18 protein-coding genes are annotated in these 22,437 nt (G+C 54.5%); 9 read left to right on the forward strand and 9 right to left on the reverse strand.

The features are described from left to right. Nucleotides 1-5: 5 nt before the first annotated feature. Entirely contained in the window at nt 6-197 is a 192-nt protein-coding gene (locus OHL22_RS21545) for a hypothetical protein (protein WP_263341788.1), read from the reverse strand. 195 nt (nt 198-392) lie between these two features. Between OHL22_RS21545 and efp the strand changes: the two genes are divergently transcribed. Then, entirely contained in the window at nt 393-968 is a 576-nt protein-coding gene (gene efp / locus OHL22_RS21550) for an elongation factor P (protein WP_263341789.1), read from the forward strand. A 26-nt stretch (nt 969-994) separates the two neighbouring features. On the opposite strand, the gene OHL22_RS21555 is transcribed toward efp, so the two are convergent. Further along, complete coding sequence (locus tag OHL22_RS21555; RefSeq protein ID WP_263341790.1) at nt 995-1,645, reverse strand: J domain-containing protein; 651 nt, start codon at nt 1,643-1,645, stop codon at nt 995-997. A gap of 296 nt (nt 1,646-1,941) precedes the next feature. Between OHL22_RS21555 and OHL22_RS21560 the strand changes: the two genes are divergently transcribed. The 5 genes from OHL22_RS21560 (at nt 1,942) to OHL22_RS21580 (ending at nt 6,752) form a co-directional block, all read left to right on the forward strand. Beyond that, nucleotides 1,942-2,835, forward strand: coding sequence for a phosphoribosylaminoimidazolesuccinocarboxamide synthase (locus OHL22_RS21560; protein WP_263341792.1), 894 nt, complete (start codon nt 1,942-1,944; stop codon nt 2,833-2,835). A gap of 81 nt (nt 2,836-2,916) precedes the next feature. Beyond that, on the forward strand, nt 2,917-3,456 hold the full coding sequence (locus tag OHL22_RS21565; RefSeq protein WP_263341794.1) for a CvpA family protein: 540 nt from the start codon (nt 2,917-2,919) through the stop codon (nt 3,454-3,456). Between the two features lie 70 nt (nt 3,457-3,526). After that, nucleotides 3,527-3,808 (forward strand): helix-turn-helix domain-containing protein, encoded by a 282-nt coding sequence (locus tag OHL22_RS21570; RefSeq protein ID WP_263341796.1) that lies wholly within the window; start codon nt 3,527-3,529, stop codon nt 3,806-3,808. Between the two features lie 167 nt (nt 3,809-3,975). Next, the gene (locus OHL22_RS21575) at nt 3,976-4,749 is read left to right on the forward strand and encodes an HAD family hydrolase (RefSeq protein ID WP_263341797.1); all 774 of its coding nucleotides are present in this window, start codon (nt 3,976-3,978) and stop codon (nt 4,747-4,749) included. Then, entirely contained in the window at nt 4,746-6,752 is a 2,007-nt protein-coding gene (locus OHL22_RS21580) for a hypothetical protein (protein ID WP_263341798.1), read from the forward strand. The genes OHL22_RS21575 and OHL22_RS21580 overlap by 4 nt, the downstream gene beginning before the upstream one ends. Before the next feature lie 87 nt (nt 6,753-6,839). Here OHL22_RS21580 and OHL22_RS21585 read toward each other — a convergent pair whose 3' ends face one another. Both OHL22_RS21585 and OHL22_RS21590 read right to left on the reverse strand, forming a co-directional pair. Further along, nucleotides 6,840-7,859: a DsbA family protein gene (locus tag OHL22_RS21585; RefSeq protein WP_263341799.1), complete on the reverse strand. Its 1,020-nt coding sequence runs from the start codon at nt 7,857-7,859 to the stop codon at nt 6,840-6,842. Nucleotides 7,860-7,929: 70 nt separating this feature from the next. Continuing rightward, entirely contained in the window at nt 7,930-9,588 is a 1,659-nt protein-coding gene (locus OHL22_RS21590; RefSeq protein WP_263341801.1) for an NAD+ synthase, read from the reverse strand. A 101-nt stretch (nt 9,589-9,689) separates the two neighbouring features. Between OHL22_RS21590 and OHL22_RS21595 the strand changes: the two genes are divergently transcribed. Next, nucleotides 9,690-10,412 (forward strand): metallophosphoesterase family protein, encoded by a 723-nt coding sequence (locus OHL22_RS21595; RefSeq protein ID WP_263341802.1) that lies wholly within the window; start codon nt 9,690-9,692, stop codon nt 10,410-10,412. Between the two features lie 11 nt (nt 10,413-10,423). On the opposite strand, the gene OHL22_RS21600 is transcribed toward OHL22_RS21595, so the two are convergent. The 4 genes from OHL22_RS21600 to OHL22_RS21615 form a co-directional block, all read right to left on the reverse strand. Further along, on the reverse strand, nt 10,424-11,938 hold the full coding sequence (locus OHL22_RS21600; RefSeq protein ID WP_263341804.1) for a sugar transferase: 1,515 nt from the start codon (nt 11,936-11,938) through the stop codon (nt 10,424-10,426). Nucleotides 11,939-12,478: 540 nt separating this feature from the next. Beyond that, nucleotides 12,479-13,453 carry an ABC transporter ATP-binding protein gene (locus tag OHL22_RS21605; RefSeq protein WP_263341806.1) on the reverse strand — a complete coding sequence of 325 codons (975 nt, stop codon included), beginning with the start codon at nt 13,451-13,453 and terminating at the stop codon, nt 12,479-12,481. A gap of 43 nt (nt 13,454-13,496) precedes the next feature. After that, on the reverse strand, nt 13,497-14,159 hold the full coding sequence (gene mobA, locus OHL22_RS21610) for a molybdenum cofactor guanylyltransferase (protein WP_263341808.1): 663 nt from the start codon (nt 14,157-14,159) through the stop codon (nt 13,497-13,499). Continuing rightward, nucleotides 14,156-15,535: a dipeptidase gene (locus OHL22_RS21615; RefSeq protein ID WP_263341809.1), complete on the reverse strand. Its 1,380-nt coding sequence runs from the start codon at nt 15,533-15,535 to the stop codon at nt 14,156-14,158. The genes mobA and OHL22_RS21615 overlap by 4 nt, the downstream gene beginning before the upstream one ends. Before the next feature lie 80 nt (nt 15,536-15,615). Between OHL22_RS21615 and OHL22_RS21620 the strand changes: the two genes are divergently transcribed. Both OHL22_RS21620 and OHL22_RS21625 read left to right on the forward strand, forming a co-directional pair. Continuing rightward, nucleotides 15,616-16,398: an acyloxyacyl hydrolase gene (locus OHL22_RS21620; RefSeq protein ID WP_263341811.1), complete on the forward strand. Its 783-nt coding sequence runs from the start codon at nt 15,616-15,618 to the stop codon at nt 16,396-16,398. Between the two features lie 235 nt (nt 16,399-16,633). Then, complete coding sequence (locus tag OHL22_RS21625) at nt 16,634-20,455, forward strand: TonB-dependent receptor (RefSeq protein WP_263341813.1); 3,822 nt, start codon at nt 16,634-16,636, stop codon at nt 20,453-20,455. A gap of 159 nt (nt 20,456-20,614) precedes the next feature. On the opposite strand, the gene OHL22_RS21630 is transcribed toward OHL22_RS21625, so the two are convergent. Next, the gene (locus tag OHL22_RS21630) at nt 20,615-22,393 is read right to left on the reverse strand and encodes a DUF885 domain-containing protein (RefSeq protein WP_263341814.1); all 1,779 of its coding nucleotides are present in this window, start codon (nt 22,391-22,393) and stop codon (nt 20,615-20,617) included. Nucleotides 22,394-22,437: the final 44 nt, after the last annotated feature.

The following is a 22,437-nucleotide window of genomic DNA, read 5'->3' on the forward strand; positions in this document are numbered from 1 at the left end:
GAAAACTAGATGTGCTGAAAAACGAATGCGCCCTGCAGCTTTCGCACGTTGCAGGGCTCATCTGTTCCTATAGGCAGAGCCAGCAGCCTCGGTAGGAGGTCGGACATACGTGGCTGCTGGCCACTTGCGTTATAACGAAGTCGATGCGGCTTCCCCGACCACTTCAACTTCGCGTCGCCCGGCAAACGAGGAGACATCTTGCGCTCCCCATACCGCGTTGACAACATCAGTTTCCCTCCATAGCAAAATCGACGCTGTGATAATCATCACACCTGTAGGCATACAAAAAGCTTCGTTTTCGTAAGGCTGTTCAGCGTCTTCAGATGGCTCTGCAGGCCAGCGTTCTCCGCTGATATTCTGAATCAGTTGAATATCTCACTTTCGGAAATACTATGGCCGCGTTAATAGACGCCATCGACATTAAGCGCAAGATGGCTTTTGAATTTGAAGGCACCCCATTTACCTGCCTGGACGTCGAAGTCTCCACCCCAACTGCCCGTGGCGGCCAGACCCTCGTGCGCGTTAAGATGCGCAACCTGCTGACGCGAGCCGTCTTCGATAAGACTTTTAAGGCTGGCGAGAAATTCAAAGAGCCTGATCTGGACATGGTCGAAGCATCCTACCTCTACAGCGATGCGGATGGATCGTACTTCCTCGACCAGAGCAGTTTCGAGACGATTAACCTGCCGAAAGAGATGCTGGGCGACGCACTTCTTTTTCTGCTCGAAGGAGCCATGATCCAGGTAGAAAAATTCAACGGGAATCCGATTGGGATCGTGCTCCCTCAACAGGTCGAACTGACCGTCAGCTACACCGAGCCGGGCGTCCGAGGTGACACCGCTAGCGGTGCTGTGACCAAGCCTGCAAAACTCGAAACCGGACTGGAGATTCGAGTGCCCTTTTTTGTCAAAGAAGGCGAAACGGTCAAAGTCTATACAGAAACCCGAGAGTTTGCAGGACGTGTATAGTTCCGAAGCCTCGTCCTGCTATTTCACTATTGCGGGCGCCCGCGACGATCTGTCTTGCGGCGCTCGGGGCCAGTGTAGAAGATATTGTTCGCTCCTACGCTATGTGACCGGCCCTTGTGACTCGGAGCATTCACACCTGACCCACTGGTAAGCAGACGATTCAGCACCGGAAAACCCTGCCGCTGCGATTCGACGAAATCAACGCCGTCAGCTAAGAGCACGAAATCCGCGTTATCTGCTCGCGAAATATAGCTCTTCTTCTGCAAGTACCACAGAGTAAATTCAAGATAATCTCGCGGGAATCCCATGCGAGCCTCTATCTCAAAGAGCGACACAGCAGGGGAATCAGGGAACGTTCGGCGGCGTATATAAAGCAACGCCAGAACTCCGAGCCGGCGATTCAATTCTCCCGAAGTGCTGTCCATGAAATCGACTGATTCGGAATATGGCGTAGTCTCTCCCCCCATGGCTGCTCGTGAAGCGTCGTAAGCGGCGCGGTTCTCCGGATTGGAAAGCACCTCATACGCTTGCTGCAGCAAATGAAACTTATCCGGATCGCCAGTCTCGGGATTATCTGGATGGAAGCGTACCGCCAGAAACCGATGCACGCGATGGATAGTTTCCGGTTCTGCATTCGGACTAATTTGCAGGAACTCGTAGTAGTTGGGAAGATTCACGCGAGTCTCACGATTTGAAGTACCGGCAGCAGATAGCACCGTTATCCATCCTGTAAGAGATTAGGTTCTTAACATCCTATCTCCGCACAGCGATATCAGCCTTCCTATGTTTTGGGGATACGGGTGCAACTACCGTGGTAGTCCAGCACGTTCAGGCACGCGTCATACGAGCGCGCAAGACTCCCTACGCCGTTGACACCGCAAGGACACTAATTTGAGAATCAGATTTTGGGTCCGATCATAACGAGAATCAGCCCGTTTGCATATCTGAAAATTGAACTTCGAAGGGAACTAGTTTGAAAGTTTTACTGGAAAGCCAACTCGGCACAGTCCCGAAAATCGGGCGCGGCAAAGTTCGTGACCTGTATTCCATAGGAGATGCCCTTCTCCTCGTCGCTACAGACCGCATTTCGGCCTTCGATCACATTCTTGGCTCAGGGATTCCCGGCAAAGGAAAAATCCTCACGCAAATCTCCCTGTTCTGGTTCGAACTGCTCGCGGATATCGTGACGAATCACCTGATATCCGCAGACGTCCATGAATTCCCATCGGAACTTCAGCCCTTCGCCGACCAGCTCGAAGGCAGATCCATGCTCGTAAAACGGGCTGAGATGTTTCCCGTCGAATGCGTGGCTCGCGGATTTCTAGCCGGATCGGGATGGAAGGAATACCTGGGCTCTCAATCGGTGTGCGGCATTTCTCTTCCTGCCGGTCTGCAAGACGGTTCGCGCCTGCCTGAACCAATCTTCACACCTGCGACCAAGAGCCAGGATAGCTCTCACGACGAGAACATCTCTTTCGATGTCATGCAGTCCGCCGTCAATCGTGAAGATGCTCTTGAACTCAAGCGGCTCACACTTGCACTGTATAACCGCGCCGCTGCTCATGCAGAAAAGCAAGGCCTCATCCTTGCGGATACGAAATTCGAGTTTGGCCGTGTCAACGGAAAAATCATCCTGACCGATGAAGTTCTCACACCTGACTCTTCCCGCTTCTGGGATGCAGCTTTATGGAAGCCGGGAGGAGCGCAGCCGAGCTTCGACAAACAGTTTGTGCGCGATTATCTCGAAAGCATCCGGTGGAATAAGCAGGCTCCCGCCCCTGCTCTGCCTGACGATGTTGTCGAGCGGACTCAGGCGAAATATCTGGAAGCATTTCGCAAACTGACCGGCCGCGAACTCGTTCTATAATCGCCTTCAACGTCTCAGCATCCTACACATGGTGCGGAGCGAAATACACGTCAGGCTCCGGCTGATGAGGATTGCTTCGAGATGAACGTTGTTGACGTGGTGATACTGCTGATGTTGATCGTAAGTTCGCTGCTCGGCTTTCGCGGTGGCTTCATCAGAAGCGTCTTCTCCCTCATTGGACTGATCGCGGGCATAGCGATTGCAAGCTGGAACTACCTGTTCTTGGCCTTTCATGTGGAGCCTTTTGTCCATAGTCACGCTCTGGCGAGTGTCATTAGTTTCTGCATCATTGCTTTCCTGGTCATGATCCTGGCCGGCTTGCTGGGCATACTCATCAGGAGTATCGTCCGGGGTGTTGGGTTAGGTTGGCTCGATCACACCTTCGGCCTGATCTTCGGTATCTTGCGCGGCGCATTGCTTGCAACACTATGCGTAGTTCTGCTGGCAGCGTTCTACCCTGATGGAAATCTGTTGAAGGGCGCACGCCTCGCCCCCTACTTCCTGGGCTTCTCTCAAATCACCATCACAGTCACTCCTGGAGAATTGAAAACAAAGATCGAAAACGGGCTGCAAGTATTAGAAAAAGACTCGCCCGGATGGCTTCGGCCAGGGAATCCGTAGTTCTGCACAGGAGAATCACAGGACAGATTGACGGCAGCCATGGCAATCTATTGAGACACGAGGACGAAACGTGAAGCGCGAACTGGACAACCTAGTCACCCAGATGCATTCCACAGGCATTCGTTATGAGGATGCCGTCAAACAGTTCAAACGGCAGTACCTGCTTGAAGTCCTGCGGGCCAACCGCGGCAATCAGTGTAAAGCTGCCGAAGAACTGGGCATGCACCGCAACACGCTTAGCCGGACGATGGCCGAGCTATCTCTGGATGTGGCGGAAGTTCGTGCCGGCCTCAAGCGTCCCGTGCGCAGCGAACGTCTATTGAGTGGTGTTCTACATCAACAGGTTCGCTAACGCCGTTTGGAGGGAAATTTCACCTCTTCCACCCGGATCCGTCTCCAAACAGAACATTGCCGGCGTAAACACTCTTGCCATCTTGGCGTTAGCTCTCGTTCACTGAGGTTCTCTGCGTTCCTGTGCGGCTGAATGCAGCAACGGAGATACACTAAGGTGTGTAGATAATGGCAGATTCTATTTCCAGCACCGGTACGCCACCTCGTGTCTCGATACGCGAGGATTTCCTGTGGGATGCTCAGGATGCGTATCTCTTCGACATCGACGGCACGTTGTTGCGCAGCCGCGATCGCATTCACTTCAATTCTTTCTCAAGCAGCATCCACGAGGTCACGGGCTTTGAGGTCTCGCTGACCGGCGTGGTTCTGCACGGTGGCACCGATACCGCAATCCTTCGCGAAGCATTTGAACGCGCGGGAGTTCCTCTGGAGGCATGGGAACCACAACTGGAAGCTGTTCTCGATGTAATGCGAAGAACCGTCGAGAAACGGCGGACCGAGATGGACCTCTGGGTTATGCCCGGCGTAGAAGAAACCCTTGCGCATCTCTCACACCGAAAGGCTCTACTGGGCCTGGCTACCGGCAATCTCGAACTGATCGGCTGGATCAAAGTCGAAGAGGTTGGATTGCGCGAGTGGTTCCGCTTTGGCGGCTTCAGCGACAACTTTACGGTCCGCGCCGATATGATTGCGTATGCCGCGTCCAAGGCGAGAGAAATCAAAGGCCTGGATGCCTCCGTTTGTGTCGTAGGCGATACTCCCAGGGATATCGAGGCAGCGCGAGCAAATTCCCTGCCCGTCATCGCAGTCGCCACAGGCCATTACTCTTTTGATGAACTCGCGTCACTAAAACCAGATGTTTGCGCAACCTCCCTCAAAGCATTAATGGAAACAACGCAGTCCAGGCTCAACCTTGCATATCAAGGCGGTGTAATCGCTTGACCCGTCTGAAGCCATGGCTGTGCCTGCTCATGATGCTGCCAGCGTCATCCATGTTGTACTGCCAGGCAACAGCGACTCCCGCTCAGAGCACATCCGCACAATCAACGCCATCTGCGTCAGGTCCTTCGGCTCCCCCCTCCAAAACGAAGAAGGAAGACAAATCCACTGGAGTAAAGAACGGCAAGCCGGTAGCCACAAGCGAACTGCATGCACAACGCAAGGCTGCGAAACTATATCTGAAGGGCGTCGCTCTCCTCAAAAAGGAGCAGTCTCCCGAGCGCACGGAACAAGCATGGAAGCTGCTGCAACAGGCCGTCGAGCTTGAGCCTGATAACACTACCTACCGCGATGCTGCAGCTCTTGCCAAGCAAAGCACAGTTACCCAGCTCGTCCAGCAGGCGAGCCGCGAGCGTGACGGCGGAGCCTCCAGCGACTCGGCAAAGCTGCTGCTGCAAGCTTTAACGATCGATCCAAGCAGCCCTGAAGTCATAGAGCATCTCAACCAGCTCGCAAACTCCAAAGCTGCAATGAAGCCCGGCATTACTGCGCACGAAGCAATCAGCCTGGACTCCGGCACTCCTAAACACGAAGATACGGTAGGCTACGGCCCTGTAGTACTGAAACCTGTAGAGGCCAAACACAGCTTCCATCTGAGGGCAAGCGAACATCAGATCATTCAGGATGTTTTTCGTGCCTATGGTATCGATGCTTCCGTAGACGACAGCGTTCAAAGCCGGTCCGAAAAGCTGGATATCGATGACGCAACGTTTGCTGAGGCAACACGAGCTGTGGGCATCTTGACCGATTCATTCTATGAGCCGCTCGACCCGCACCGCGTTATCGTTGCGCGAGATACCCGCGAAAACCGCGCCACCTACGAACATCAGCAGTTGGAAACTCTATATCTGCCAGGGTTGGGTGAAAAGGATGTAACCAGCGTTACTGAGGTTGCGCACAACGTCTTCGGGGCTACTCAAGCCACCATGCAACCCAATCATGGCACGCTCACTATTCGCGCTCCGGAAAAGACTCTCGCTGCATTCAATACAACAATGCAAATGCTCGAAGATGGTAAAAGCCAGGTCGATCTGAATGTAAAGATCATCCAGCTCGCGCATATTTCGGACCGGGAGACAGGCGCAACATTTTTCCAGCAGACAAGCATTTATAACGTAGCCTCCGAGATCAATTCCGTTCTCAGTCAGAACCAGTCCGCCGTTCAGCAGATCATCTCTTCTGGACTCGTGCCCAACTCCAGCACGCTTGCTAATCAAATCGAGATACTGGCGATCCTGGTCGCATCTGGAGATTTGACCGGCACGCCGTTCAATCAGGGATTTCTTCCCTTTGGCGGCGGCTTGACGCAAAGCATTCTCTCCCCCGGTCCTGCCACGCTCACCATGAGCCTCAATAGCAGTGACACCCGCATGCTGGACGATATTCACCTGCAGTTGGAAGACGATGAACAAGGCACAATGAAAATCGGAGAACGCTATCCGATTGAGACTTCGTCTTACTCTTCCGTAGCGCTTCCCTCTTCTATCACCGGAGTCAGTTCCTCTGCGTTAAGTCAGACTGCAAATGAAACCATACCGCAGGTGCAATATGAAGACCTCGGAATGACGCTTAAGGCAACTCCGAAGGTATTGCGATCAGGTGATGTCACCATCAGCCTCGATCTCAAGATGGAATCGCTGGAGGGCTCGAGCCTCAATGACATCCCCATCTTGAACAATCAGCAGTTTACCGGCGTGCTCTCGCTGAAGGCGGGCACAACCGCTGTGTTGGTCAGCGATCTTTCTAAAACAGAATCAAGAGCACTTAATGGCCTGCCCGGCATCAGCGACATTCCAGGTCTTGAAGACGTAAGCGACATAACCCGCGATCAGAATGTCGCCCGGTTGCTGATTCTGATCACACCTACGGTAACCCGGAATCCACGGGCGACCGGCCACGGTCCCATGCTGACACTGGAAAAATCAACCGGAACAGGAGTTCGCTAAGCTCGCAACCCTTCCCGCATGCAGAAAAGAAAAGGACGTTGAGGCGAAGCCAGCCTCAACGTCCTTCGTCCTTAATCGTTTGGTTGACTACTTCGCAGGGCCGTCGTTGCTTGCGTGATAAGTAATCATCTGCTTCAACACGTTGTAGTCGGCATTTCCAAGCGGCACCAAACGCCCGTTGATCGCCAGTGTCGGCGTCTGATTTACGCTCAGATCCTTTGCAAGCTGAGCGCTTGCATCCACCGTAGCCTTGGTTTCGGGGGTCTTCGAACATGCCTCGACCTTATCCGGATCCTGGCCTGCCTTGGTAACAGCACTGTTCAGAGTCAGCGTTGCGCCGTCGTCGGTCGCCAATCCAGCCTGCCCCTCGAATACCGCGCTCGCATAATCAAAGAAGGCTTTGTTTCCGCCAAGTTTTGCTACGCACACTCCGTACGCAGCCGAACGAAATGCCTGCGGATGCTGAGCGAGCGGGAAGTTCTCGAAAACGAAATGAGCATTCGGAAAGTCCGTGAGGATCTTCTGGATCGTAGGTTGTGCCTCTTTGCAATGCGGGCACTGAAAATCGGCGAACTCGACAATCTCAAGATCCTTGCTCGCTCCGCCACTGGACGGTCCGTTCGCACGCGCTACCAGCGACGTACGATTCTCGGCATAAGGATGCTCTCCAAACGGCAGGATCTCAAGTTGCTGACCGCCGGCAACAAGGTGCTTCCCATCGGGCAGAACAATGAACTGTAACGCTCCAGTTTCCTTGCGTCCCTTCTCGCCCACCAGCACAATCACATTGCTGACACCCGGAACGTCTGTCTTCAGAATGCGCGCGACTTCATAAACCCGGTTCGTATCATAACCCCAGGACGCACGCAGAAAGCCCTCCACCTGTTCCTTGGTTGGAGAATCCGCCGTGAAATCGGAAGGATCTGTCTTCGGAAAGACCGGTTCAACACTGGTCGCTGCAGGAGGAGCTGAAGGCACCGGTGGCACATTGGTTTGCGCCATCAGACGTGAAGCTGTCGGTGCCGCCAATCCAATGGCGAATACAAAACTTGCTACCTGGCGAAACCGGTTGGCCCCGCTACGACGGCAAAATGATACTGAAGTCAATCTCAAATCTCCTTTTTGAGGACAAATTCGTTTCAATCTGTCCGATATCTCCACTCGATCATTACTGCGCTTATACCTGAGCACGCGCTGCTATGGGAAACCTGCGTCCCATTCCGAATGCCTTCGGCGTAACTTTGAGCACAGGGGCTGCCTGCTGGCGTTTGTACTCTGTTCGCTCTACAAGATGGACTACCTGTTCCACGGTTCCGACAGGAAAACCGTATTCCGCAACGATCTGCGCGCTGCCCTCATACCGTTCTACATACGCTTCAAGGATCGGATCAAGCACTTCGTAAGGCGGTAACGAGTCCGTGTCCTTCTGATCGGGCCGCAGCTCCGCCGATGGCGCCTTAGTCAATATTGCCTCTGGGATAATCCCTCTATCGCGATTCACCCACCGGCTCAAGGCATATACCCTTGTTTTCACCAGATCCCCAATCACCGCCAAAGCACCCACCATGTCCCCATAAAGAGTGCAGTAGCCTACCGACATCTCTGACTTATTACCCGTGGTCAGCACAAGGGAGCCAAACTTATTCGAGAGCGCCATCAGCAAAGTGCCGCGTATCCGCGACTGCAGATTCTCCTCCGTAATATCCGGCTGTTTTCCGGCAAAGACCGGATCGAGAGTTCGAACAAATTCCTGAAAGAGCGGTGCGATCGGCAAAATCTCAAATCGAATGCCAAGATTCTGCGCCAGCTTCCTGCTGTCGTCGACAGAACCACCCGAAGAGTATTGGCTCGGCATGCCTAGACCAATCACATTCTCAGGGCCCAGCGCATCCACGGCAATGCTCGCCACAAGCGCCGAATCGATGCCGCCACTCAAACCGACAATCGCCTTCCGGAAACCCGTCTTGTAAACATAATCGCGAGTGCCCAGCACCAGGGCTCTATACGCTTCTGAGGTCTCCTGCTCGTCACCGTTCTCCTCTTCCTCGAACGCCTGCCCGGTGACAGTCTGGCTCTCAATCGTCACAACATCCTCGGCAAACGATGCCGCTGCGCCGATAACGGTGCCGTCGGGAGCCAGGCCAAAAGACGATCCATCGAAGATAAGGCTGTCATTACCGCCGACCTGATTCGAGATGAATACGGGAATCTTATGCCGTTGCGCAATGGCAGCAAGCATGCGGTACCGCGTCTGCCGCTTGCCGTGCCAGAACGGAGAAGCGGAGATATTGATCAGGATCGTCGGCTTCTGGCGCATCAGGTCTTCAACAGGATCAACATCATAAAAACGATGCGGCCAGAAATACTTATCGTTCCACGCATCTTCGCAAATGGTTACAGCAAGGCGTTCACCTTCAAAATCGATCACATGCTGCGACCGCGCCGGGCAAAAATACCGTTGCTCATCAAAAACGTCGTAGAACGGAAGCAGCATCTTATGCTGCTCCAGCAATATTTTCCCCTTATCCAATAGAACCGCGGCATTGACCGCAGGTTTGCACGCTCCCGCTGGCGCAGGCAGCGCAACACCCACCAGCACCGCTGTCGAAAGCGATGCTGTGGCCTGCCGGAGTTCTTCCAGGGCCGTCGCACAACGCTTAAGAAAGACAGGCTTGTCCAGCAGATCCGCCGGCCAATATCCACAGATCGAGAGTTCGGAAAAAATGGTTAGCCGCGCTCCAGAATCGGCAGCGCGCCGGCTTGCAGTAACGATTTTCGAGAGGTTACCCGTGAAATCCCCAACGGTGGGATCAATCTGTGCTATCGCGACTTTCACATCTCCAGTCTAAAACAGCGAAAAAGGCGCACTCAGACCGCGTCCTTCTATTCCGCGAGGGGACTTATGTAGCATGTCTCCAATTGAAGATTCGACAACGTATGCCCCGCATCGCCATTCTTTCCGATATTCACGGCAATCTCACCGCATTTGATGCGGTTCTTAAAGACCTGCAAATAACCGCGCCCGATTTAGTGCTTCATGGTGGCGACCTTGCCGATGGCGGCAGTGCTCCAGCAGCTATCGTCGATCGAATTCAGGAGCTTGGATGGCCGGGAGTCCTGGGCAATACTGACGAGATGCTTTTTCACCCGGAAGCGCTCGAAACATTTGCGGCAGGCAAACCTGCGTTGAACGCATTGTTTGACGTTATCCGGCGTATGGCCTCGGCAACTCGCGAAGAACTCGGTGACGAACGCCTTGCGTGGTTAAGCACACTGCCTTCCACTCAGCACATCGAAGACGTCTCTTTGCTGCATGCAAGCCCGAATAGCGTTTGGCACGCACCCGCTCCCGATGTTGAAGACAAGATTCTCGAAGAGGCCTATCGACCGTTTAACAGCAAGGTCATAGTCTACGGGCACATTCACCACGCCTTTATTCGCATGACAACCACTAGGTTATATATCAATTCCGGCAGCGTAGGCCTTCCCTACGATGGCGATCCACGCGCGAGCTATGTCCTTATCGACGGCCACGAGGCGCAGATCCGGAGAGTAGAGTACGACCTGCATCGTGAGATCGCCGCTCTACGCAGAAAAGGAAATCCAGCTTGTGAGTGGATTGCCGACATGCTCTCTACTGCAAGAGCACAGATGCCGTGAAGCCGATAAGCCTATGACCCGGTTCCCGCAAAGACCACGCCGATCGTGCGCAGAATAATCTTCAAATCCAGCCAGATACTCCAATTCTCGATATACGCGACATCAAGCGAAATATAGCTGTCAAACGAAGGATCCTGACGGGCCTGCACCTGCCACAATCCGGTGATACCCGGCGTTACATCCAACCGGCGCAGATGCGACAGATTGTATTGCCGAACCTCACTGGCTATCGGGGGCCTTGGACCCACCACGCTCATGTCTCCAACAAGAACATTGAAGAACTGTGGCAGTTCATCCAGAGAGTACTTCCGCAGAATGCGCCCTACGCGCGTGATTCGCGGATCATTCTGCATCTTGAACAAAATACCCTGACGCTCGTTCATGTGCAGAATCTCCGCGCGCTTCCTGTCCGCATCGCGCACCATCGTCCGGAACTTGACACACTTGAAGACACGAGCCTTTTTGCCAATACGCTCGGAAGTATAGAAAACAGGACCGTGCGAATCGAGCTTGATCGCAATAGCAAGAATCAAAAATAGCGGCGATAGAGCGATTAAGGTCAGCGCAGCCAACGTTACATCGAGCGATCTCTTGAAGATCAGGCCGACTTCAGGTACATGCCCGCGATGAAGCGGAATCGTCGGGAACTGGCCGATGTATTCGATGGTGCTGTTCCATGCCAAGCCGTCGTACATATCGGGCACGACCCGCAGGTCGATGCCATTCGCCCGCGCCTGATCCAGAACCGCCTTGATCACACCACGTTCCACAGGAGAGGTGAAGAAAATTTCATCGACAAAGTGCTTGCGAGCCAGGCTGAAAAGATTCTCCAAAGCCCCTAAAACATCACCTGTTGTGCCCGCCAATTGTGTATCCACATCAGGCACATGCACGAAACCCTTAAAGTTATAACCGAGTTGCCGAATGCTTTGCAGATGATGCCTCAGCGCATGCGCTTCAGCTCCTGTACCAACGATGATCACGTTGCGGGTGTTCAGGCCACGCTCAAACCGTTGATACATCAACGCACGGAACACAACACGCCGCGCACTCAACGACACCGTAAGCAGGATGACCGTGAGAAGCACTACCCCTCGCGGTATCTCCTCGCCCTTGATCAGATAAAGCGTCCCTGTCAGCAATAAGCCCGAAACAAGGCAGGCTTGCACACTGAGGCGTTGCTCGTGCAAATAACTCGTAAGACGTGCTGGAGTATATAGATGAAGACTTTTACTGATAACAATCAGAGTGACCGTAAATCCTAACAGCAGGCATGTAAGGATACCCGTAGACTGTCCGTGGATCAGAGTGCCATGCCAGAAATTGCGCATGCCAGCGACAAAACTTGTGTGGAGCTCAATAATTGCGGCTACGAAAGCTGCGCCGAGAACCGTTAAAGCATCCAGCGCCATCCACATTCCTATGCTTCCGCGCGCTGTACGCTGATTTCCGGCTGCAGCGGATTCGCTCCAGTCCTGCGTCGGCGTAGAAGCAGATGCTCGTTGCCAGAACTCGGATGTTGCCATTCTTGCAGACCTCAAAAAACGCAACAGAAACAGTGGATGTGGATGATCACCAACTTGTAAAAACTAAGGAGCTTTAAACAGTCCCGCACGACATACAAATTCGCGCACGTTTTTACACTTCGATGATCAGTTTGACTCCGCCGGTTGCACAGGGGCTTATCGAATTCTGTTTTCTCTGGACCCGCGTTGCTCTGCTCAGATGCAAACAGAACAAGCGGCTCTCGTCATCGAATCAAAGCCCGACAAAGTGGTCCATCGTAAGGACCGCTGTTAGATCCACAGAATCGCCGGAAAGATGAGGAACCTTTGAGTTAACACCAGTTTACTGGCCGCTATCGCCACCCAAACGGGGTTCCGGCAACATACGAATCTACAAACTATCTGGAACCAGTCTAGCTGATTCCAATTAAGCAGGCGTGAACGAAAAGTAAATGAAAACGCCGGCCGGTAAATGCTGATTTGAAACGGCAGGCCGTAGCCTGATTGTACCAGCATGTCCACGGATTCAAAACGAAGAACATCGCCACGTTCTCCGTCGCCTCATTTCACGGCCTCGCCGACATCGGGCAGTGCATAAGCATCCAGGGTGAAAAATTGCTGCACGTGAGGATCAGTACACTCCATAAACTCACGTATGGGCCCGAAAAAACGCGCCTGCCCTGAATCCAGGAACAACACCAGATCTGCCAATCGGATTGCAAACCGCATGTCATGCGTAACCACGATGCTCGTGATTCCCAATTGCAGCTTGAGCCTCTGGATCAAATCTCCAATATTTCTTCCCATTATGGGATCGACCATAGTCGTTGGCTCGTCGTAGAGAATTGCCTCAGGTTGCGCGGCAAGAGCTCGTGCAATAGCGATGCAGCGTCGTTGGCCAGTTGAAAGGCTCGATGGCAGCAGGTTGATCGTTTCGCTGGCTTCTACCAGATTAAGCAGGCGTGTAACGAGTTGTTGTACCTGATCCTCTTGCAATCCACCCTTTTCCCGAAGCGGGAAAGCGATGTTTTCACCAACTGTCAGCGAATCGAACAACGCCCCATTCTGGAAAACCATCGTCACATGCTTCCGTACTTCTTGCAGGCCAGACTCCCCTAGCGACGTGATTTCCTGACCATTAACGTGCACGCTGCCTGAATCCGGTTTTAGAAAACCCAGCAGAATGCGCAGGGAGACAGATTTGCCCACGCCGCTCCGCCCAAGTATGCAGAGTGTCTGTCCGCGCCCGACCTGAAAACTTACCTGGTCGAGAATCTTGCGGTCTCCAAAAGAAATGGAAACACGGTCAAAATCGATAAACGGCCCTGCGATCGGCGCAGGCGTTGCGCCGGACGGCCTGTTTGCCGCAGTATCCGCAACCACCGCCTCAATCGCGGCACGTGCAGATGTCTCCGCAATCTCAAGCTCTTCAACAGATGCTGTCGATTGCAGCTCCTTCAGATCTTCCAGCAGCGAGGGCTGATCTGCCGCTGGCACTGAAGACGAATCTGGATTTATCTCAGGCGAGTCGCTCACACGTCTTAGATTACTCGAAGCGCAGATTGTTCCTGCATATTGCCTAAAAGCCTCCTCGCAAAACCAGGCGCTCCAGGTGCGCTAATTCTTCCCGCGTATTTGCTCCCTGAAACCAGTACACAGGCGGCAATCGTAGTGGATGCTCAATCGAACCGCATTGCCTCATCGATTCCACCGAAACCGCGTCAAGATGCACGCCAAATTCTGCGGGAATGCTCCTCCATGCCTGATAGCAAGCCGTCAAGCCCTGGCTCAATCTCCGCTGAACCAACGGAAGAACCGGGCGTTCCAACACAACTGGAAAAGGCTGCACCCTGCCGCCAAGCATAGCTGCCGTTATAGGTGCATTTGTAATCGCAGCGCGCTGTAGCAACGCAACCAACAGCGAATCCGGAAACAAAGGCATATCGACAGGCAAAAATACATTCCATCGAGCCGAAGAAGATATCAGCGCAGAACAAACACCACCGAGTGGCCCGAGATCTGGAACGCCGTCCGGAATTCCTTCAGCATGCCGCGACAGATCAGAGCGAAAACCAGCTATCCGCGCTGGAATGCCGGCCTGTCGCAGCAAGGAAAGCGCCGTTTCGATCAGTGGCGCGCCGGCAAATAAAGTTAGCGACTTGTCACGTCCCATCCGCGACGACCGGCCACCAGCAAGCACAAATCCAGCTGTTTGCTCTCGCTCCAACGCGAATCCACTCATTTAGAAGATTCGCCGGTTGTTTCAAGAAAGCGAATAATCGAATCGATCCCCCGATAAAAATTGGCGATTTTGAACTTCTCGTTCGGAGCATGCAGGTTATCATCCGGAAGCCCAAAGCCCATCATGACGCTGGGTAATCCCAGATGACGCGCAAAATCTCCAACAATAGGAATGGAGCCTCCCGACCGAATAAAGACAGTCTCCTTATCCCAAACTTCCCGCAAGGCCGCGGTCGCTGCACGAATGTAGGGATTGTCTACGGGTATCAGGCAGGGTTCACCTGAATGAATGAGCCGCACATCCACTTCCACACCTGCCGGAACAACTGCCAGAACATATTCGCGGAGTTTCGCGAAGGCATCCGCAGGCGTCATCCCAGGCACCAGCCGCATCGATACCTTCGCTAACGCCTTCGCCGGAATAACAGTCTTCGCTCCCGCTCCGATGAACCCACCCGGCATTCCATGCACATCCAGCGTCGGCCTGGCCCAGGTCCGCTCGAGCACGCTGAAGCCCGCTTCCCCCACCAACTCTTTCGATCCGACTTCGGTTTGCCGGTAATGCTCCTCATCAAACGGCAGTGACTTCCACGCCGCAAGCTCTTCAGAACTCGGCGGCACAATGCCGTCATAGATTCCCGGAACCAGAATCTTCCCCGACTCATCCCTGAGCTTCGCAATCAACTGCGCCAGTGCCACAAACGGATTCGGAGCAGCCCCACCGTACATACCTGAGTGCAGATCGGTCTTCGCGCCGCGCACTTCAATCTCGGTGTAGATCATGCCGCGCAGGCCCACGCAGAGCGTCGGCAGATTATCGGCAAACAGCTCCGTATCGCAGACCAGCACAAAATCGGCAGCCAGCTCTGGCGGTCGCGACGCTACAAACTCGGCTATGCCCTCGCCCCCAATCTCCTCTTCACCTTCCAAAATTACGCGAACATTGAGCGGAAGTTTACCCTCTGCTGCGAGCAGAGATTCAAGAGCTTTCACCTGCATGTAGGTCTGCCCTTTGTCGTCAACCGCGCCGCGCGCATAAAGATTGCCGTTGCGCTCAGTCGGCTCAAAGGGTGGTGAAAGCCATTCGTCTAACGGATCGGGCGGCTGCACGTCATAGTGTCCGTACAGCAAAGCGGTCGGCTTCCCTGGAGCATGCAGCCAGTCCGCATAGACAAGCGGGTGTCCGGCCGTTTCAATCAGCCGTACATTTTCCATGCCTATGCGGCGATATTCATTCGCCAGAGATTCCGCGGCGCGGCGAGTATCAGCATTGTGTTCAGGTAAGGTTGAGACGGAAGGAATGCGCAAGAGATCCTTCAGTTCGTCCAGAAACCGGACTTGATGCTTGTGCGCATAATCAATAGCAAGAGAAGACATCGGAAAGCTCCATAATCCGTAGTAACCAAGGGATGAGTATATGCCTTTACGCGGATTCGAAAACAGAAGGACTGGTGAGAATGGGACAGAGTGGGTCCTGCCAATTTCGCCTCGCGATCGGTGTGCGTACCTTCCTGCTCATCATCGCTTTGATCGGCATGTGCGCTTTCGCTTTTGCACAGGCCACCCCACCCATCACCAGAGATTTCAGCCGCAAAAATACTTTTGGATTTTCCGTCGCCTACTCAAACGACTCGAGCCCCATGATCCTCGGGGTAGCCGAAAACAGGAAGCTTCTGAACTTTGGCGTTTCCTATGCGCGCCGTCTCTGGCAAGGGAGCTTCGTCAACTGGCAATACAGCGCCGAAGCTACGCCCATCGCGCTGGAAAGTGACCCCGTCATTCACGAGGTCATCACCTTCACCTCGCCAAACAACGGTATATCCACGCAGAACTTCGAGCCCGTCAACGCGTGTAAGCCGGGCTCTGGAACCTATAGCCAGACCACAGGCGGCATCACCTACAGCTATTCCTACGTCGATACCTGTACTCGCCAATGGACCGTTGGGGAAGGACTTTCACCCATCGGGTTTCAATGGAACTTCTTTCCATCCCGCAAACTGCAGCCAGTCGTCATGGCCCATGGCGGATATCTATATACAACGCGTCCGATCCCAGACACATCCGCCGGCTCCTTCAACTTCACCTTTGATTTTGGCGCCGGTGTCGAGTTCTGGCATTCGGCTCATCATTCCATCCGAGCCGATTATCGCTATCACCACATCTCCAACGCCTACACCGCTTCCGACAATCCAGGCATCGACAGCGGCCTGTTCCAGATAACCTACGCCTTCGGAAAATAGCGGCTTACCTTCGCCTCCATACAGCCACAACCTCCGCGCCAGAAATCTTGCGCCTGCGCGCGGAAAATGGCTTATACAACCCAGAAATCCCGCTCAGATTCTCTCTAGCTCCACCCGCCCGCTACCCCACACTTCCCGACCTTGCTGATTTCTCTGGTCCCGCCGTCCGCAATTGGATATAAAAATTCATTAAGAACTAATAGAACGATCACGTCTTATTCCCTTCGAGGTCAGCATGTATCCCAAAAAACTATTCGCAGCTCTCCTCTGTTCCGTCCTCTTCTGTCTCCTAACCCCACAATCCTTCGCTCAGGCCACTACCTCCCTGGGTGGCCGCGTCACCGACAAAAGCGGAGCCATCGTTCCCGGCGCTCAACTCGAACTCACCCTCGTCTCCACCGGCGCCACACGCACTGGCACTTCCAATGCAACGGGTGAATTCCAGTTCTCTCAGCTTCAGCCTAGCCGCTACACTCTCACCGTCTCCGCAACGGGTTTTGCCACCGCCAAGCGTGAGAATATGGACCTGCTCGTAGATCAGCCAGCCACCGTCAATGTCGCGCTCGCGGTCGCCGGTGTCACTCAGCAAGTCACTGTCACCAGCGAGATCCAGCCCGTCCTGAACACAACCGACGCCACCATGGGCAACGCCTTTGACAGCCAGCAGGTGTCTACTCTGCCCATTGAAGGCCGCAACGTTCCCGACCTGCTCAGTCTCCAACCAGGCGTCACCTACCTCGGCCGCACCGATGACAACAACGGCACCAACGCCGTCGGCAACAACTCCAGCGACTCGCGCAGCGGCGCGGTCAATGGAGGTCGCAGCGACCAATCCAACATCACCCTCGACGGTGTTGACGTCAACGACGTGAACAACGGCTACGCCTTCACTAGCGTCCTCCGCGTCACCCAGGACTCTGTAGCCGAATTCCGCGTCACCACCAGCAACCCTGACGCCGACGCAGGCCGCTCCTCCGGCGCTCAGGTAGCACTCGTCACCAAGAGTGGTGGCAACCAGTACCATGGCGCTGTCTATGAATACAACCGCAGCAACTTCCTCGAAGCCAACGATTTCTTCAACAAACAACAGGAGCTTGCAGCCGGTGAGCCTAACACACCGACGAAGCTCATCCGCAACGTCTTCGGCGGAGCCGTCGACGGTCCAGTTCGCAGGGACCACATCTTCTTCTTCGCCAATTACGAGGGCCGTCGCGACGATGAAGGCACCAGCGTCAATGCCGGTACCGTACCCACCCCGCAATACCGCAACGGCGTTCTCCAGTATGACTACGTGAATGGTGGCGGTGACTCCGTCTACGCCCTCTCACCCACTGACATTAAAAACATGGACCCGCAAGGCATCGGCGAAAACGTTGCCATGATTCAGCTCTTCAATTCCTACCCTGCGGGCAATGACCCCACTCAGGGCGACGGACTTAACACCGAGGGATATCGTTTCCCGTACACGCTGAATCGCAGCTACAACACCTACATTGCCCGCCTCGACTGGAACATCGGCAACAGCGGCAAACACACTCTCTTCTGGCGCGGCAACCTGCAGAATGACAATGAGCCCACAGCTCCAGCCTTCCCCGGCCAGCCTGCCTCAACCACAACCTTGACCAATAACAAGGGCTTCGCTGCCGGTTACACCGAGATATTGACCAGTAACCTCGTCAATAACTTCCGCTACGGCCTCACACGCCAGGGTGTCGATAACGCCGGCATCTCCAATCAGCCTCAAATCGAGCTTGCTGCCATCGCGCAGCCACAGGCCTTCACTCGTTCCACCTCATACATCATCCCGGTGCAAAACATCGTCGATGACGTCTCATGGAACAAGCGCACCCACAACTTCCAGTTCGGTATGAATCTCCGCCTCATCGATGACCGCCGCGTCGGCAACGCCAGTTCCTTCCCCGACGGCCAGATGAACCAGGGCTGGCTCTCCAACGGCTCCACCGTAGCAGACAGTGGAGGTCCCTTCGACCCGCCCGTCTACGGTTATCCCACGGTAGACTTCTCCAACTACGGCAATGAATACAACAGCGCGCTGCTCGCCATCGCAGGCATCATCACCGAGGGCGACGCTATCTACAACTACGACAAGACCGGAGCCCTGCTCGCGGTCGGAGCCCCCGTCAAGCGCGACTATGGCTGGAAAGAATCTGAGTTCTACTTCCAGGACTCGTGGAAAGCCACACACAACCTGACCCTGACATACGGACTCCGCTACTCGTACCTGCAACCGCCCGCTGAAAAGTCCGGAAACCAGGTCAATCCCTGTATGTTCCAGGGCTCAGTCTGTAAACAGTACTCTCTCACCGACTACTACGAAGGCAGCGCCCAGCAGGCAGCTAGTGGAGGTGCGGCCAGCAATGTCGGCGAGCTGGCATTTGACCTTAGCGGACGCTACAACCATCGTCCCGATTTCTGGCAGGCCGAGAAGCTGGACTTCGCACCTCGCTTCGCCTTTGCTTATTCCCCAGCTCCTTCCGACGGCGCGCTCCTCAAATTACTGGGCAACGGCAAAAGTACCATCCGCGGCGGCTATTCATTGGTCTTCGACCACTTTGGCGCAGCGACCGTCAATACCTTCGACACCAACGGCTCTTTTGGCCTTTCGAGCGACCTCTCCAATACTCCCGGCACCGTTAACATCGGCTCCGCGCCACGTTTCACCAACATCACGACCATTCCCTCCGGCCTCTTGCCCTCGGCTCCAGCAGGCGGCTTCCCTGCCGTCCCGGCATCCACTCAGTTCGCCATCAGCTGGGGACTCGATTCCGCTATCAAGACCCCTTACTCGCACCTGGTCGACTTTTCGCTCGCTCGCGAACTGGGCAATGGCTCGTCAATTGAGGTTTCCTACGTAGGTCGCTACGCGCATCATCTACTCGCGCAGGAAGACGTAGCCATGCCTATCAATCTGATGTCGGGCGGCACTTCTTACTTCGCGGCTGCGCGTCAGCTCGCCATCGAGTCCCGCACAAGACACGCCGAGGGGCTTAAGCCCTATGATGTCACCGGCGTCGGAACCATCCCCTACTTCCAGCAGCTCTTCTCTGCTCTTAACGGAGTCGATCTTGGCTACGGCGCGGGCCCGGCTACCGCCACACAAAACGTCTATCAACTCTTCGCCCAAAATCTATACAACGAAACCTATGCACTCTACGAACTTGACGTGCCCGATTCTCTGAGCCAGGCTGGCGTCAATCCTAACCAGACCTACCCCTCGTTCCGCTTCTACCACGATCAATACTCAGCCCTATATGCCTGGCGCTCTGTTGCCTACTCCAATTACAACGCGCTGGAAGTTGTCTATCGCCAGCATATTGGGGCAGGCCTGCAGGCCGATTTCAACTACACTTACTCGAAGTCGATGGACATCGTCTCGCAGGCCGAGCGCCTGAACACCTCGGCTGGCACCAACTACGCCCAGATCATCAATAGCTGGGGGCCCAATCAGCTTTACGGTGTCTCCGACTACGACGCCACCCATCAGCTCAACTCCAACTACCTTTGGACACTTCCCTTCGGCCGCGGCAAACGCTTTGGCTCCTCAGTCAACCGTCTAACTGACGCTTTCATCGGCGGCTGGGAAACCACCGGCATCATTCGATGGACCAGCGGCTTCCCCTTCATCATGGACAACGGAGCATATTACCCCACCAACTGGGATATCGAAGGCTGGGCCACGCAGATCGCGAAGATACCCTCCCAGGCAGCCAAACGCGGACATCTGCAACAGCGCTTTGCACAACCAGATGCCGTTTTTGCCTCCTTTGACCATGCTTTACCCGGCGAATCCGGCACACGCAACCCAATGCGTGGCGACGGATATTTCTCCTGGGATACCGGCCTCGACAAGGAGTTTCACATTACCGAGCACGCCAAGCTGCAACTGCGCTGGGAGATGTTCAACATCACCAACAGCGTCCGCTTCGACTCTCACTCCATCAGCGCAACGCTTGACAACCCGCAGAACTTTGGCGAAGCAACCGTCGAGCTCACCAACAAGCGCCTTGCCCAGTTCTCCGGACGTATCGAGTTCTGATCCGCTTCGATCAACTTCCGGCTAGACGGCTAAACGCAAAAACAAAAGCCCCGTTCTCCTGAGTGAGGACGGGGCCTTTGTTACTTTGTCTGCCATTGCAAATAGTCATGAATTGAAAACGGATTGCGTTCTTTTTCAATCCCGTGACGATAGCCGATGTTATTCACCCAACGCAGTAACAGGTTGAGCTTTAATCCACCGGTTGATTCGCGCATCAAGCACATCGAGCGGAAGCGCGCCGCCTGAGAGAATTTCATCGTGGAATGCTTTCAGATCAAACTTAGTTCCCAACTGCTCTTTGGCCCGCTGACGCAGTTCGAGAATCTTCAGTTGGCCAAGCTTATAGCTGCACGCCTGTCCAGGACCGGCGATATAGCGGTCCGTCTCCGCCTGAATCGTAGGTTCATCCACAGCATGCGAATCGCGCATGTACTGCACCACTTGATCGCGGCTCCAGCCCATATCGTGAATGCCTGTATCGACCACGAGGCGAACAGCGCGAAACAGTTCCGAGCGCAAACGCCCGTAATCTGAGCCTGGATCCTGATAAAAGCCAATCTCTTTACCAAGCTCTTCGGCATACAGTCCCCAGCCCTCGGTATACGCCGAGTTTCCACCATGCTTGCGAAACTCTGGCAAACCGGTCAGCGATTGCTGAATCGTAATCTGCAGATGATGTCCCGGAACACCCTCGTGGTAAGCGACAGCCTCATCATTAATGAAGCTCCGATGAGTAGGATCGGAAACAGCAACGGAAACGCGGCCGGGGCGTTTTCCATCCGGCGTTCCCCCCTGATAGTGCGTCGCAGCCGCAGCCTGGAAGGGCGGAATCGGTTCGACAGTAACCGCAGTCTTCGGCAGCAGATTAAACAGTTCAGGCAAACGCGGTTGCATCTGGGCGATGTACTTGCGGAAATCATCGACGATCGCCTCTGCAGAAGCTGGCTGATACTTCGGATCATTCTCCACGTGATCGCGGAAGCTGGCTAGATCCTTATAGCCGTTCGCCTTGGCCAGAGCCGTCATCTCTCCAGTGATGCGATCAACCTCTTTCAGGCCAATCGCATGAATCTGCTCCGCCGTCAGGTCCGTCGTTGTAAAGCGGCGAAGCGTCGCCTGATAGCGGCGCTTTCCGCCTCCCAATGAATTGATCGAAAGCGTAGTACGCGCATACGGAATGTAGTTCGTGCGAATAAACTCAGCAAACTGCCTGTAAGCCGGAAACACTTCCTTATCCACCGTGGCCGTAATTTCATCACTCAACCGTTTTTTGTCGGCATCGGAAAAACTGGCGGGAAACTTTTTTAGAGGAAGAACAAATGGGTTGGCCGTGATCACTCCCTCCGCCTGCCCGGGAATCTTCTCCGCGATAAAACGTACCGGCATCAGATGATCCTTCACCCCGGCAGTCAACACATCTTCCACCTGCTGGAACGCCTGGGGAATCTGGTGAAGACGGGAAATGTAGTCCTCATAATGCTTCACCGAGTCGAATGGCATCGAAAGCGGCATGTCCGCGAGATTGGCATGAATGCCTCCACCGCCGCCCGACGAGCTAAGTGGCATCTCGAACTCTTTCAGGTCGTAATCATCCACGCGCTGCTGCAGTTGACGCTGGAAGAGGTCATGCGAAATCAGATCCTGTTCAGGAAATCCACTCGAATCGATCGCCTTGATGCGCGCGAGATCTTCAACATCGCGTTGATGACGGGCTGCGGAAGCAGCAAGCGAGTAATCGCCAAGCTGGTTGTTATACCGGTAGTCTCCCACCGCAGTCGCCAGCATCGGGCTCATCTTCAGGCTGGCCTGCCAGGCATCATCAAAGAGAGCGTTCTGTGCCGCCAGGCGCGAGGTCACAGAATCGGTTGCTTGCGTGAAAGCGACTTGAGACACAGCGGCCAGGACGAGAGCGGAGGCAACAAACAGGTTAGGACGCATGCGCACCAGCCTAGCAGAGCGGCTTGAGTTACAACCCGGAAACT

The organism is Acidicapsa dinghuensis, assembly GCF_025685685.1.
GTDB classification, from domain to species: domain Bacteria; phylum Acidobacteriota; class Terriglobia; order Terriglobales; family Acidobacteriaceae; genus Acidicapsa; species Acidicapsa dinghuensis.